Origin of the sequence: Clostridium polynesiense (assembly GCF_000820705.1) — a bacterium.
In the GTDB taxonomy this organism is placed as follows: Bacteria; Bacillota; Clostridia; order Clostridiales; family Clostridiaceae; genus Clostridium_AA; species Clostridium_AA polynesiense.
This window is the reverse complement of sequence record NZ_CCXI01000006.1, coordinates 1-11,798: the sequence shown is the minus strand read 5'-3', so window position 1 is coordinate 11,798 and position 11,798 is coordinate 1. Positions and strand designations below refer to the sequence as shown.

Annotated in this window: 24 protein-coding genes; all 24 read right to left on the bottom strand. The window is 35.7% G+C overall.

Annotated elements, in window-relative coordinates; all coding sequences use genetic code 11:
* Nucleotides 1–4: 4 nt before the first annotated feature.
* The 24 genes from secY to TA89_RS00610 all read right to left on the bottom strand — a co-directional run bounded on the left by secY (nucleotide 5) and on the right by TA89_RS00610 (nucleotide 11,747).
* Nucleotides 5–1,285 carry a preprotein translocase subunit SecY gene (gene secY, locus TA89_RS00725; protein ID WP_040210050.1) on the bottom strand — a complete coding sequence of 427 codons (1,281 nt, stop codon included), beginning with the start codon at nucleotides 1,283–1,285 and terminating at the stop codon, nucleotides 5–7.
* 1 nt (nucleotide 1,286) lies between these two features.
* Entirely contained in the window at nucleotides 1,287–1,727 is a 441-nt protein-coding gene (gene rplO, locus TA89_RS00720; RefSeq protein WP_040210048.1) for a 50S ribosomal protein L15, read from the bottom strand.
* A gap of 20 nt (nucleotides 1,728–1,747) precedes the next feature.
* Complete coding sequence (gene rpmD, locus TA89_RS00715; RefSeq protein WP_040210047.1) at nucleotides 1,748–1,927, bottom strand: 50S ribosomal protein L30; 180 nt, start codon at nucleotides 1,925–1,927, stop codon at nucleotides 1,748–1,750.
* Nucleotides 1,928–1,938: 11 nt separating this feature from the next.
* Nucleotides 1,939–2,436, bottom strand: coding sequence for a 30S ribosomal protein S5 (gene rpsE, locus TA89_RS00710; RefSeq protein WP_040210046.1), 498 nt, complete (start codon nucleotides 2,434–2,436; stop codon nucleotides 1,939–1,941).
* Between the two features lie 20 nt (nucleotides 2,437–2,456).
* Complete coding sequence (rplR, locus tag TA89_RS00705) at nucleotides 2,457–2,816, bottom strand: 50S ribosomal protein L18 (protein WP_040210044.1); 360 nt, start codon at nucleotides 2,814–2,816, stop codon at nucleotides 2,457–2,459.
* Nucleotides 2,817–2,835: 19 nt separating this feature from the next.
* Entirely contained in the window at nucleotides 2,836–3,378 is a 543-nt protein-coding gene (gene rplF, locus TA89_RS00700; protein WP_040210043.1) for a 50S ribosomal protein L6, read from the bottom strand.
* A 161-nt stretch (nucleotides 3,379–3,539) separates the two neighbouring features.
* Nucleotides 3,540–3,938 carry a 30S ribosomal protein S8 gene (gene rpsH, locus TA89_RS00695; RefSeq protein WP_040210042.1) on the bottom strand — a complete coding sequence of 133 codons (399 nt, stop codon included), beginning with the start codon at nucleotides 3,936–3,938 and terminating at the stop codon, nucleotides 3,540–3,542.
* Nucleotides 3,939–3,970: 32 nt separating this feature from the next.
* Entirely contained in the window at nucleotides 3,971–4,156 is a 186-nt protein-coding gene (locus TA89_RS00690; protein ID WP_040210040.1) for a type Z 30S ribosomal protein S14, read from the bottom strand.
* A 15-nt stretch (nucleotides 4,157–4,171) separates the two neighbouring features.
* Nucleotides 4,172–4,714 (bottom strand): 50S ribosomal protein L5, encoded by a 543-nt coding sequence (rplE, locus tag TA89_RS00685; protein WP_040210039.1) that lies wholly within the window; start codon nucleotides 4,712–4,714, stop codon nucleotides 4,172–4,174.
* A 22-nt stretch (nucleotides 4,715–4,736) separates the two neighbouring features.
* On the bottom strand, nucleotides 4,737–5,051 hold the full coding sequence (rplX, locus tag TA89_RS00680; protein ID WP_040210037.1) for a 50S ribosomal protein L24: 315 nt from the start codon (nucleotides 5,049–5,051) through the stop codon (nucleotides 4,737–4,739).
* Between the two features lie 18 nt (nucleotides 5,052–5,069).
* On the bottom strand, nucleotides 5,070–5,438 hold the full coding sequence (gene rplN, locus TA89_RS00675; RefSeq protein WP_040210036.1) for a 50S ribosomal protein L14: 369 nt from the start codon (nucleotides 5,436–5,438) through the stop codon (nucleotides 5,070–5,072).
* 31 nt (nucleotides 5,439–5,469) lie between these two features.
* Complete coding sequence (rpsQ, locus tag TA89_RS00670) at nucleotides 5,470–5,724, bottom strand: 30S ribosomal protein S17 (RefSeq protein WP_040210034.1); 255 nt, start codon at nucleotides 5,722–5,724, stop codon at nucleotides 5,470–5,472.
* A gap of 20 nt (nucleotides 5,725–5,744) precedes the next feature.
* Nucleotides 5,745–5,960, bottom strand: a complete 216-nt coding sequence (gene rpmC, locus TA89_RS00665; protein WP_040210032.1) for a 50S ribosomal protein L29 — start codon at nucleotides 5,958–5,960, stop codon at nucleotides 5,745–5,747.
* The gene (gene rplP, locus TA89_RS00660) at nucleotides 5,950–6,393 is read right to left on the bottom strand and encodes a 50S ribosomal protein L16 (RefSeq protein ID WP_040210026.1); all 444 of its coding nucleotides are present in this window, start codon (nucleotides 6,391–6,393) and stop codon (nucleotides 5,950–5,952) included. The genes rpmC and rplP overlap by 11 nt, the downstream gene beginning before the upstream one ends.
* A gap of 17 nt (nucleotides 6,394–6,410) precedes the next feature.
* Complete coding sequence (rpsC, locus tag TA89_RS00655) at nucleotides 6,411–7,076, bottom strand: 30S ribosomal protein S3 (protein WP_040210024.1); 666 nt, start codon at nucleotides 7,074–7,076, stop codon at nucleotides 6,411–6,413.
* 20 nt (nucleotides 7,077–7,096) lie between these two features.
* Nucleotides 7,097–7,432, bottom strand: a complete 336-nt coding sequence (gene rplV / locus TA89_RS00650; RefSeq protein WP_040210023.1) for a 50S ribosomal protein L22 — start codon at nucleotides 7,430–7,432, stop codon at nucleotides 7,097–7,099.
* 23 nt (nucleotides 7,433–7,455) lie between these two features.
* Nucleotides 7,456–7,737, bottom strand: coding sequence for a 30S ribosomal protein S19 (gene rpsS, locus TA89_RS00645; protein ID WP_040210021.1), 282 nt, complete (start codon nucleotides 7,735–7,737; stop codon nucleotides 7,456–7,458).
* A gap of 65 nt (nucleotides 7,738–7,802) precedes the next feature.
* Nucleotides 7,803–8,630 (bottom strand): 50S ribosomal protein L2, encoded by an 828-nt coding sequence (rplB, locus tag TA89_RS00640; protein WP_040210020.1) that lies wholly within the window; start codon nucleotides 8,628–8,630, stop codon nucleotides 7,803–7,805.
* 57 nt (nucleotides 8,631–8,687) lie between these two features.
* Nucleotides 8,688–8,987 (bottom strand): 50S ribosomal protein L23, encoded by a 300-nt coding sequence (gene rplW / locus TA89_RS00635; protein WP_040210018.1) that lies wholly within the window; start codon nucleotides 8,985–8,987, stop codon nucleotides 8,688–8,690.
* Nucleotides 8,984–9,604: a 50S ribosomal protein L4 gene (gene rplD, locus TA89_RS00630; protein WP_040210016.1), complete on the bottom strand. Its 621-nt coding sequence runs from the start codon at nucleotides 9,602–9,604 to the stop codon at nucleotides 8,984–8,986. Before rplD ends, rplW begins: the two co-directional genes overlap by 4 nt.
* A 24-nt stretch (nucleotides 9,605–9,628) precedes the next feature.
* Entirely contained in the window at nucleotides 9,629–10,258 is a 630-nt protein-coding gene (rplC, locus tag TA89_RS00625) for a 50S ribosomal protein L3 (RefSeq protein ID WP_040210014.1), read from the bottom strand.
* 84 nt (nucleotides 10,259–10,342) lie between these two features.
* Nucleotides 10,343–10,651, bottom strand: a complete 309-nt coding sequence (rpsJ, locus tag TA89_RS00620) for a 30S ribosomal protein S10 (protein WP_040210013.1) — start codon at nucleotides 10,649–10,651, stop codon at nucleotides 10,343–10,345.
* A gap of 551 nt (nucleotides 10,652–11,202) precedes the next feature.
* Nucleotides 11,203–11,511 (bottom strand): hypothetical protein, encoded by a 309-nt coding sequence (locus tag TA89_RS00615; protein ID WP_040210012.1) that lies wholly within the window; start codon nucleotides 11,509–11,511, stop codon nucleotides 11,203–11,205.
* A 17-nt stretch (nucleotides 11,512–11,528) separates the two neighbouring features.
* Nucleotides 11,529–11,747, bottom strand: coding sequence for a hypothetical protein (locus tag TA89_RS00610; protein ID WP_040210010.1), 219 nt, complete (start codon nucleotides 11,745–11,747; stop codon nucleotides 11,529–11,531).
* Between the last annotated feature and the right edge of the window lie 51 nt (nucleotides 11,748–11,798).

Sequence of the window (11,798 nt, the reverse complement as noted above, 5' to 3'; positions counted from 1 at the left end):
AATACTACTTAAGGAATCCTTGATAATGTCTCATTACCAGTTGTGATTCCAACTGTCTCATGACATCCATAGCTACTCCAACAATTATCAGGAGTGCTGTTCCCCCAAATGCTAAGTCTTTAAAAGGTGTTAAAGTATCTATTATAATAGGTGATAATGCAATTACTGCTGCAAATATTCCTCCTATTATTGATAACCTATCTAAAATTCTTTCTATATGCTTTTCAGTTGCCTTACCAGGTTTAACACCGGGAATAAAACCAGCAGATTTATTCATGTTCTCTGCCATTTCCTCCGGTTTAAATGTAACCTGAGAGTAAAACCATGTAAAGAATATAGTTAAGGCTGCGTATACGAAAGCATATAGTACTGAATTATGTTTAAATGGGCTGTACTTTGCGTTTACTATAACTTTATCAAACCAGGATCCTGGGAAGAACTGAGCTACAGTAGTAGGAAACTGCATTACGGACATAGCAAAAATTATAGCTATAACCGCAGAAGATATTACTCCTATTGGAATATGGGTTGTTTGTCCTTTATATATTTTATTACCTACGGATTTTCCTGCGTAGTGTACTGAAATTCTTCTTTCGGCTAAAGATAGTATAATTGTTGCCGCCAGTAAAGCTAGTGCAAATAGCACAAACACTATAATATCTATTGATGTAGCTTCCTGTGCTTTTTTAAATCCTGCTATTTTGAATGCAGTAGATGGCATTCTAGAAATAATATTTACGAATATTAGCAGTGAAACACCATTTCCCAAACCTTTTACAGTAATTTGATCACCTAGCCACATTAAGAAAGTTGATGCAGCTACAAGTACTATTAATATTGTAGCCAAATTTAGGTTTGAGTAATCTCTTAATGCTCCTGCTTTAGCTATTAAAATATAAGCACCATAGGATTGAATAACCCCTAAAACCAGTGCTACATATCTTGTTATGTTCTGAATTTTTCTTCTTCCATCTTCGCCTTCTTTTGAAAGCTGTTCAAGTTGAGGTATCCCTATGGTTAATAATTGCATTATAATTGAAGCATTTATATACGGTACTACTCCCATAGCAAATATACTAAAGCTGCTTAAGGCACCTCCAGAAATCAAATCATAAAAATTAAGTAAACTTCCGGATTGTTGTGTAAAATTGCTGAGCTGTGCCGTATCAATTCCAGGAACAGGAATATGATTTCCCATCCTGAAAATTGCTACAAAGAATAATGTCCATAATATTCTTTTCTTTAAATCCGGAACCTTCCAGGCATTTCGTAGGGTTGATAGCATGTTAAATCACCTCAACTTTTCCTCCAGCTGCTTCGATTTTTTCAGCTGCTGACTTAGAGAATTTTGCTGCCTTAACTGTTAAGCTCTTCTCTAGGTTACCATTTCCTAATATCTTAACTCCGTCTTTAATCTTGCTTACTACTCTAGTTTCAAGTAGAAGTTCAGGAGTAACTTCTGTTCCGTTTTCAAATATATTTAATCTATCAACGTTTAATTCAACATACTCTTTAGCAAAAATGTTTGTAAAACCTCTTTTAGGAAGTCTTCTGTATAAAGGCATCTGTCCTCCTTCAAATCCTGGTCTTACTCCGCCTCCGGATCTAGCCTTTTGGCCCTTTTCACCCTTACCGGCATTTCTACCAAGTCCTGAACCAGTTCCTCTACCAACTCTCTTTGGAGCTTTTCTGCTTCCAGCTGCTGGTTTTAACTCGTGAAGTTTCATTCTGCTGCACCTCCTCGTTATTATACTTCTTCAACTTTTAGAAGATAATCAATTTTATTTATCATACCTTTAATCTGAGGAGTATCCTCATGCTCAACTGTCTTACCAATCTTGTTTAGTCCAAGAGCTTCTGCAGTAGCTTTATGAGAAACCTTTCTGCCTATTAAGCTCTTAACTAATGTTATTTTTAGTCTAGCCAAGGTAATCCCTCCTAACCTAAAATCTCTTCAACGGATTTTCCTCTTAGCTTAGCAATCTGCTCTGCAGATCTAAGCTCAGCCAATCCGTTAATAGTCGCGTTAACCATGTTTCTAGGGTTATTGGAGCCTAATGACTTAGCTCTAACATCTTTTAATCCAGCTAGCTCAAGAACGGCTCTCGCAGGACCTCCAGCAATAACTCCAGTTCCTTCTACAGCTGGCATTATTAAAACTTTACCAGTTCCAAATCTACCGTATATTTCATGAGGAATTGTTGTTCCTACCATTTCAACTTTAACTAAATTCTTTTTAGCGTCTTCGATACCTTTTCTGATTGCTTCAGGGATTTCAACGGATTTACCCATTCCAACGCCAACGTGGCCATTTTCGTCACCAACAACAACTAGTGCGCTGAATCTGAAATTTCTACCACCCTTAACAACCTTAGTAACTCTATTTATAAACACAACTTTTTCTTTAAGGTCAAGTGTGCTAGGATCGATTCTCATTTATTTCCCTCCTTCTTCTTTTAGAATTGTAGACCAGCTTCTCTTGCACCTTCAGCAAGCTCTTTTACTCTTCCGTGGTAAATGAAGCCACCTCTATCAAATACTACACAATTAATTCCCTTATCTAAAGCTTTTTTAGCGATGATTTCTCCAACCTTTTTAGCAGCTTCTTTATTGCTTCCTAAGCCTTCAAAATCTTTATCCAAGCTTGATGCAGCAACTAAAGTAACACCTTTAACATCATCGATAATCTGAGCATAAATGTTCTTTTCGCTTCTGAAAACTGAAAATCTTGGTCTTTCAGCTGTTCCGAAAACTTTTTTACGAACTCTTAGATGACGTCTCTCTCTTTGTTCTTGTCTAGATTGCTTCTTGAACATTTAGTTCACTCCTTTCCTATTACTTCTTACCAGTTTTACCTTCCTTACGTCTGATAACTTCGTTCTCATACTTGATACCTTTGCCCTTGTAAGGTTCTGGCAATCTCCAGCTTCTGATATCTGCTGATATATCTCCAACTAATTCTTTATCAATTCCTTTTACAGCTACTTTGTTAGCCGCAAGTATTTCAAAGGTAATTCCTTCTGGAGCTTCAACCTCAACTGGATGGGAAAAACCTAAGTTCATAACTAACTTCTTGCCTTGAAGCTGTGCTCTGTAACCAACACCTATAAGTTCTAATGTCTTTTGGTATCCTTCGCTTACGCCGATAACCATATTGTTAATTAATGCTCTTGTCAAACCGTGTAGAGCTCTGTGCTCTTTTACATCACTTGGTCTTGTTACAACTACAGAATTATCTTCAATAGCAATATTCATATCTTTATGCATAGTCTTTACTAACTGACCTTTTGGTCCCTTAACTGTAACAACGTTGTCTGGTGTTACAGTCACAGTCACGCCAGCTGGTATAACTATGGGTAATCTACCAACTCTTGACATAATCGCACCTCCTGTATTTCTGTTGTGCATGTAACAGCAAAATGTTACAAAAATTTATTCGTTATAAATGTAATGATAATTCACTACTCTGTTTCCATTTTTAAATATAGCAAAACTATAAATAATTATGTTCTAATCAGTTAAAACTCTCTGCCGTATAATTACCATATATAGCAGAGAACTTCTCCACCAAGGCCTTGCTTTCTGGCAGCTTTATCAGTAATAATTCCCTGTGAAGTTGATATTACCGCTACTCCCAAACCATTTAAAACCTTAGGAATATCTTCTTTTTTGCAATAAACTCTTAAACCAGGTTTTGATATTCTTCTTAAACCAGTTATAACTCTTTCTTTATTAGCTCCATACTTTAATGCTACTCTCATCATTGGAACTACACCATCGGTATACTCTTCGATACCTTTGATATATCCTTCTTCAAGTAATATATTAACAATTGCCTTCTTAACGTTTGATGAAGGAATTTCTACTATTTCATGTTTTACAGCATTTGCATTTCTAATACGTGTTAGCAAATCTGCGATAGGATCTGTCATAACCATGTATATATGCCTCCTTTCATTACACTATGATATTACCAGCTTGCTTTTTTGCAGCCTGGAATTTCACCCTTATAAGCAAGTTCTCTGAAGCAAATTCTGCAGATTCCGAACTTTCTTAGTACAGCGTGTGGTCTTCCACATAATCTGCATCTTGTATAAGCTCTTGTTTTATATTTAGGTTCTTTGTTCCACTTTTCAATTAAAGCTTTACGTGCCACGATTTTCCCTCCTTATTATTGAGCAAATGGCATACCAAGAAATCTTAATAACTCTCTTGCTTCCTCGTCTGTCTTTGCAGTAGTTACAAACACAATATCCATTCCTCTTACTTTGTCTACTTTATCGTACTCAATTTCTGGGAATATTAATTGCTCTTTTATACCTAGAGCATAGTTACCTCTACCGTCAAATGCTTTTGCTGAAACTCCTCTAAAGTCTCTAACTCTTGGAAGAGCTATTGACATTAACTTGTCAGCAAATTCATACATCTGTTGTTTTCTTAAAGTAACCTTGCATCCTATTGGCATGTTTTCTCTTATTTTAAAGTTGGCAACTGATTTTTTTGCTCTTGTAATAACTGGCTTTTGACCTGCTATTATCTGAAGATCTGCTAAAGCGGATTCAAGAACTTTTGAATTTTCTTTAGCTTCACCAATTCCCATGTTGATTATTATTTTCTCAAGTTTTGGTACCTGCATTATATTTTTATATCCGAACTTTTCCATTAAAGCTGGAACTATTTCTTTTTCATACTTCTCTTGAAGTCTTGGAATCATTTGATGTACCTCCTTTCAAAGACTAGAATGTTTCGTTACACTTCTTACATACTCTAACTTTTGTGCCGTCATCTAATATTTTATTTGCTATTCTAGTTACATTTTTGCACTTTTTGCAGTATAGCATTACTTTAGAGCTGTAAATAGGTGCTTCAACCTTAATTATTCCGCCCTGCATGTTAGCTTTGCTTGGCTTTTCATGCTTGCTTACTATGTTAACACCCTTAACAAGAACCTTCCCGTTTTTAGGCATAACAGCTAAAACTTCACCAGTTTTACCTTTATCCTTACCTGAAATAACCATTACTGTGTCATTCTTTCTAACGTGTACCTTCACCTTAGCCACCTCCTAATCTTATAGAACTTCAGGTGCTAAAGATAATATCTTGTTAAATTCCTTATCTCTAAGCTCCCTAGCAACTGGTCCGAAGATACGTGTTCCTCTTGGGTTTTTATCTTCTTTTATTATAACAGCTGCGTTTTCATCGAATCTGATATATGAACCGTCAGCTCTTCTTAATCCTTTAACAGATCTAACTATAACGGCCTTAACAACATCGCCTTTTTTAACAACTCCGCCTGGTGTTGCACTTTTAACGCTAGCAACGATTATATCTCCAATGTTTCCATACCTTCTTTTGGAACCACCTAATACTCTTATGCACATAACTTCTTTAGCACCTGAGTTATCTGCAACATTTAGTAATGTTTGTTGCTGTATCATGAAATTAACCTCCTTTCAGTACTAGAACATACTATTTCGCTCTTTCAATTATTTCTACCATTCTCCATCTCTTATCCTTGGATAGTGGTCTAGTTTCCATAATTAATACTCTATCATTAATGTTTGCTTCGTTATTTTCATCATGAGCTTTAAATTTAGTAGTTCTGTTAACTGTTTTTCCGTAAAGCGGATGTCTAACCTTAGTTTCAACAGCTACTACTATTGTTTTATCCATTTTATCAGAAACAACCCTTCCGATTCTTGTCTTTCTATATGCTCTTTCCATGGGGCGAACCTCCTTTCAGATTACTGTTCAAAAGCCCTTCTGATCTCTTCTTCTCTGATTATAGTCTTAATTTGGGCGATAGATTTTTTTACTTCTCTTATTCTCATAGGATTTTCTAGTTGGCCTGTAGCTAGCTGGAATCTTAAGTTAAATAATTCAGTCTTAAGATCGTTAAGCTTAACTTTTAAATCTTGAGAATCATTGCTTCTCAGTTCTCTTAACTCTCTAGCCTTCATTACTTTCACCACCCATTTCCTCAAAATCTTTTCTTGTAACAAATTTAGTCTTAACAGGTAGTTTATGTTGAGCAAGTCTCATAGCTTCTCTTGCAGTTTCTTCGTTAACTCCTGATAATTCAAATAAAACTCTGCCTGGTTTTACTACGGCTACCCAATATTCTGGTGAACCTTTACCGGAACCCATACGTGTTTCAGCAGGCTTTTCAGTTATTGGTTTATCTGGGAAAATCTTTATCCAAAGTTTTCCTCCTCTTCTTACATATCTATTAATAGCAATTCTGGCAGCTTCGATTTGATTGCTTGTAATCCAACCGCATTCTGTGGCTTGAATTGCGTAATCTCCGTATGCAATAAAGTTTCCTCTAGTTGCTTTTCCTCTCATTCTGCCCTTCTGCACTTTACGATGTTTAACTCTCTTAGGCATTAACATGCTGAATTCCTCCTTTCCTATGCGTTAGCTTCTTCTTTAACAGCTTTTTTAACTGGAAGGACTTCTCCTTTATAAACCCAAACCTTAACACCAATTTTTCCATAAGTAGTATTTGCTTCCGCAAAACCATATTCTATATCAGCTCTTAATGTTTGTAGTGGAATAGTTCCTTCATGATAATGTTCTGTTCTAGCTATTTCAGCACCGCCAAGTCTTCCTGAACATGAAGTTTTAACTCCCTTTGCTCCAGCTCTCATAGCTCTTTGAATAGTCTGCTTCATAGCTCTTCTGAAAGATATTCTCTTTTCAAGCTGCGCAGCTATATTTTCTGCCATTAACTGAGCATCAACTTCAGTATTTTTAACTTCAACGATATTTATTAAAACATTATTTAGTCCTAATTCATTTTTTAAGTTTTTCTTTAAGTTTTCTATACCTGATCCACCTTTTCCAATTACAACTCCAGGCTTAGCAGTATATATATTTAATTTAACTCTTTTTGCAGCTCTCTCGATTTCAATCTTAGAAATCCCAGAGTTAAATAGAGCTTTTTTTACAAATTCTCTTATTTCTTGGTCTGCTACTAGATTGTCTGCAAAATTTCTCTTGTCTGCGAACCATTTTGCATTCCAATCCTTAATTACACCAACTCTTAATCCATGAGGATGTACTTTTTGTCCCACTCTTGTTTCCCTCCTTCTTTTTAAGCTCTTTCTTTTACACTTAATGTAACGTGGCTAGTTTTCTTATGAATGCTGAAGGCTCTTCCTTGAGCATGTGGTCTGAATCTCTTAAGTATTGGACCTTGACCTACATAAGCCTCTGCAACATAAAGTCTTTCTTTATCTAAATTCAGATTATTCTCTGCATTTGCCACAGCTGATTTTAATACTTTATTAACAACAACAGCAGCATCCTTTGGAGTATATTCTAAAATGGCAATAGCCTCATTAACACTTTTTCCTCTGATTAAGTCTAGAACTACCCCAACTTTCATTGGAGACATTCTTACATATTTAGCTATAGCTCTAGCTTCCATTTATGTTTCCTCCTTTCCAGGCACTATTTTCTTTTGGAAGTTTTTTCGTTATTAACATGGCCTCTATAAGTTCTTGTTAAAGCGAACTCTCCAAGCTTATGTCCAACCATATCTTCTGATATATATACTGGTACATGTTTTCTTCCATCATGTACGGCAATTGTGTGGCCAATCATTTGTGGAAATATAGTTGAGCTTCTTGACCAGGTCTTAACAACCTTTTTTTCATTAGCATTGTTCATTTCTTCTATTTTCTTTAAAAGTCCTTCATGTGCAAAAGGTCCTTTTTTGATTGATCTACTCAATGGATTTGCCTCCCTTCGTGAACTCTTCTAAGGCTTCAGTAAGAAGAGAATTTACTCTCCTCTTACTATTTCCTCTTTTTAATTATCATTCTATCGGAATATTTCTTTGTCTTTCTTGTCTTATATCCAAGTGCTGGTTTACCCCATGGAGTAAGTGGACTAGGTCTACCTACTGGAGTCTTACCTTCACCACCACCGTGTGGGTGATCAACAGGGTTCATTACGGAACCTCTAACTGTAGGTCTCCATCCCATATGTCTCTTTCTACCAGCTTTACCTATATTAACAATTTCATGAGTTAAATTAGAAACTGTACCTATAGTAGCTCTGCATTCTACTCTTACGTATCTAACTTCACCACTAGGTAATCTTAATGTAGCTAAGTTTCCCTCTTTAGCCATAAGCTGTGCTGATGATCCAGCAGCTCTAACCATTTGAGCTCCTTTTCCTGCCTGAAGTTCAACATTGTGAACAACTGTACCAACAGGAATATTCTTAAGAGGAAGTGTATTACCTGGTTTAATATCAGCGTCTGGACCTGAAACAACAACATCTCCAACTTTTAACCCAACTGGAGCTATTATGTATCTCTTCTCTCCATCTGCATAAACTACAAGTGAAATATAAGCAGATCTGTTTGGATCATACTCTATAGTTGCAACCTTTGCAGGTATACCATCTTTATTTCTCTTAAAGTCAATTATTCTATATTTTTGTTTTGCTCCACCGCCGTGGTGTCTAACAGTTATTTTTCCTTGAACGTTTCTACCACCGGTTTTATTCAATGCTACAAGCAGAGATTTCTCAGGTTTATCTGTAGTTATCTCTTCAAAGGTAGGCATTGTCATTTCTCTTCTTGATGGAGTGGTAGGTCTAAACTTTTTAACTGCCATCTTGATTTCCCTCCTCGTTTCGCTTTTCAGGCTTCTAGCCTATAACTGCTTATTTTATTATTGCATTCCTTCAAAGAACTCTATGTTCTTGCTGTCTGCTGTTAGTGTAACGATAGCTTTCTTTTGATCTGCTCTCTTACCAACATGTACGCCAACTCTTTTTGTTTTTCCTACGGTTCTTATAGTTTTAACATCTAAAACTTTAACACCAAAAACTTCTTCAACAGCTCTCTTTATTTGAGATTTGTTAGCTGTCATATGAACGATAAAGGTGTATTTCTTTTCCGCCATAGCTGCCATACTCTTTTCAGTTATAACTGGCTTTCTGATTATATCATGGCTTGTTAATTTCGTTATGCGTACACCTCCTCAATCTTAGATACAGCATCCTTTGTTATAATAAGCTTCTCAAACTTTAATAAATCATAAACATTGATGTTGTTTACAGGCATTACTGAAACACCTTCAATATTTCTTGCTGATTTAAATACCATTTCATTGGATTCAGCTGTAACTATTAAAGTTTTCTTTGCTTCAAATGCATTTAACATTTTAACTATTTCTTTAGTCTTTGGAGCAGCTATTTCAAGTGCTTCAAGAACTACCATCTGGTTGTCTTGTACTTTGCTAGTTAAAGCAGATTTCATAGCAACTCTTCTCATGCTCTTTGGAATGGATACTCTGTAGTCTCTTGGCTTTGGTGCAAAAACTATTCCACCATGTATCCATTGAGGTGATCTTATAGAACCCTGTCTAGCTCTACCAGTACCTTTTTGTCTCCAAGGCTTTATTCCACCGCCGGAAACCTCTGCTCTTGTTTTAGCAGATTGAGTTCCCTGTCTCTTATTAGCTAGTAATGCTAATACTACTTGATGCATAGCATTTTGATTAACTTCTACACCAAATACATTTTCTGCTAATTGGATATCTCCAACTTTTTGTCCTTCTTTATTAAATAATCCTACTGTAGGCATTCTGCATCCTCCTTTCTACCAGTATTAAGCCTTAACGCTATTTCTGATTACTACGATGTTTTTGTTTGGTCCTGGAATTCCACCCTTTATAAGGATTAAATTCTTTTCAGCTATAACTTTAACTACTTCCAGATTTAATACTGTAGTATTTACATGCCCCATATGTCCTGGCATTTTTTTGTTTTTGAAAGTTCTTGCTGGGTCAGATGATCCACCCATGGAACCAACAGCTCTGTGGAACTTGGAACCGTGAGTCATAGGTCCTCTGTGTCCATTCCATCTCTTTATAGTACCTTGGAATCCCTTACCTTTTGATAAACCTGATACATCAACCTTATCTCCAGCTTGGAATACATCAGCTTTAATCTCATTACCAACTTCATATGAGCTGATATCTTCAAATCTGAATTCTTTTATATATTTCTTTAAAGCAACTCCAGCCTTTTCAAAATGGCCTTTCTTAGGTTTATTAACTAACTTTTCCTTAACATCACCGTAGGCAACCTGTATTGCCTCGTAACCATCTTTCTCAACTGTCTTTTTTTGTAGTACAACGCATGGTCCTGCTTCTACTACTGTTACTGGAACAACCTTACCCCTTTCGTCGAAGATTTGAGTCATTCCAATCTTTCTGCCTATTATTGCTTTTTTCATGTAGTTACACCTCCTAAACTAATTAGCGGACTGACCTGCAGTCATAATAGTTCATACTCTTATTTATATCCGTAACCGGAAGATTTATAGTTTTATTTCGATGTCAACACCAGCTGGTAAATCCAGTCTCATTAATGCATCAACTGTTTTTGGTGATGGATTAACGATGTCGATTAATCTCTTGTGAGTTCTGATCTCGAACTGCTCTCTGGAGTCTTTATACTTGTGAACTGCTCTAAGAATTGTAATAACTTCTTTGTCAGTTGGAAGCGGAACTGGACCAGTAACCTTTGCACCAGTTGATTTTGCAGTTTCAACAATCTTTTCAGCTGATTGATCAAGTATTGAGTGATCAAAAGCCTTTAATCTTATTCTTATTTTTTGTTTTGACATTATGGTTTCCCTCCTTTTCATGTACGCTTTACTTCTAACGCACAACAGCGGACGTTCTGTAAACTCTGCCTGGTGTATCTTAACCTTATAGGCAGCACTCCTGAAAGTACAGACTACCCGTCGTCGGATTCTTAGATCCTGACATACTCATCAAGAATTCCCCGGAAGTCCGGCAACCTCTTGAATCATCGCTGTTTGCTTAACAACTTCTATATTATACAATAAAAATAAGTCTATTACAATAGTTTTTAACATTTTAAATGCGAAATTTATTGCAGTAACCTAGAAGTTATCACGGTTTTAGAAGCACTGAATCATTATATAATTAATATGAGAAAAGTTCAAGAAAAAAATTCATCCAATTAACAATTAAAAATTCATTAAATCAGGAATTAAAATGAATTATATAAAACTATAGGAGTTCTTTTTTATATAATTTTAAAAATGAACTCAGGAATCTCCTCCTTAATTCTGCATTCTTAAACCTCAATTCCCCTCTCTCTTCTCACCTCTGATATCCGACCTCTCACTTCTCCCCTCGCCTCATCTTTTCATTTTTTAATTTTCATAATAAAAAACGAAATCAATCCCAACGCTATATAAATCACCAACACCGGTAGTATGCTGTTCATTTTGTATAGAAAATCCATAGATAAAACTGCCATTGAGGACAACATAAACCCTGCAACAAGCTCCTTTTTAAAATCTTTATATAGGCCTCCCTGAATAATGAATATCATTGGAAAAATTAAATATAGCCCAACTAGAATGTTCTTGCTGGACTCTATTCTCCTGTCAATTAAAATAAAGGATAGTATTAATAAGCTCGGAACTATAATCTTCAAAATTTTTTTTATCATATTCCTCTCCCCTAGCTTTAATAATTTATTTTTATAAACCACATTATATCATAACCATCATGATTTAACCCATTTTTTTCCATAGTATTATAAGAAAAACCACTGCACAGGGAACTATTATCAGTTCCTTGAGCAGCGGCTCTTATTTTTACATTAACAATTTTCACTTTGATTTCACAGCAGATCATTGCGCACTGACCATTACCAGCTATGAAATTCTTTGAATAAATTATCAACGGTTTTTCTTTAGTTAATTATTAGAATTCATTATCTAATTAACAGATAAC

Excerpts from the sequence above, each read along its gene's own strand:
- rplB (WP_040210020.1), bottom strand. The coding sequence starts at position 8,630 with ATGGCAGTTAAAAAGTTTAGACCTACCACTCCATCAAGAAGAGAAATG.
- rpmC (WP_040210032.1), bottom strand. The coding sequence starts at position 5,960 with ATGAAGGCTAGAGAGTTAAGAGAACTGAGAAGCAATGATTCTCAAGAT.
- rplF (WP_040210043.1), bottom strand. The coding sequence starts at position 3,378 with ATGTCAAGAGTTGGTAGATTACCCATAGTTATACCAGCTGGCGTGACT.
- rpsE (WP_040210046.1), bottom strand. The coding sequence starts at position 2,436 with ATGAGAATCGATCCTAGCACACTTGACCTTAAAGAAAAAGTTGTGTTT.
- TA89_RS00615 (WP_040210012.1), bottom strand. The coding sequence starts at position 11,511 with ATGATAAAAAAAATTTTGAAGATTATAGTTCCGAGCTTATTAATACTA.
- rplV (WP_040210023.1), bottom strand. The coding sequence starts at position 7,432 with ATGGAAGCTAGAGCTATAGCTAAATATGTAAGAATGTCTCCAATGAAA.
- secY (WP_040210050.1), bottom strand. The coding sequence starts at position 1,285 with ATGCTATCAACCCTACGAAATGCCTGGAAGGTTCCGGATTTAAAGAAA.
- rplR (WP_040210044.1), bottom strand. The coding sequence starts at position 2,816 with ATGTTCAAGAAGCAATCTAGACAAGAACAAAGAGAGAGACGTCATCTA.
- rplD (WP_040210016.1), bottom strand. The coding sequence starts at position 9,604 with ATGCCTACAGTAGGATTATTTAATAAAGAAGGACAAAAAGTTGGAGAT.
- rplE (WP_040210039.1), bottom strand. The coding sequence starts at position 4,714 with ATGATTCCAAGACTTCAAGAGAAGTATGAAAAAGAAATAGTTCCAGCT.
- rplN (WP_040210036.1), bottom strand. The coding sequence starts at position 5,438 with ATGATACAGCAACAAACATTACTAAATGTTGCAGATAACTCAGGTGCT.
- rplP (WP_040210026.1), bottom strand. The coding sequence starts at position 6,393 with ATGTTAATGCCTAAGAGAGTTAAACATCGTAAAGTGCAGAAGGGCAGA.
- rpsH (WP_040210042.1), bottom strand. The coding sequence starts at position 3,938 with ATGGTTATGACAGATCCTATCGCAGATTTGCTAACACGTATTAGAAAT.
- rpsJ (WP_040210013.1), bottom strand. The coding sequence starts at position 10,651 with ATGTCAAAACAAAAAATAAGAATAAGATTAAAGGCTTTTGATCACTCA.
- rplO (WP_040210048.1), bottom strand. The coding sequence starts at position 1,727 with ATGAAACTTCACGAGTTAAAACCAGCAGCTGGAAGCAGAAAAGCTCCA.
- rplC (WP_040210014.1), bottom strand. The coding sequence starts at position 10,258 with ATGAAAAAAGCAATAATAGGCAGAAAGATTGGAATGACTCAAATCTTC.
- rpsQ (WP_040210034.1), bottom strand. The coding sequence starts at position 5,724 with ATGGAAAGAGCATATAGAAAGACAAGAATCGGAAGGGTTGTTTCTGAT.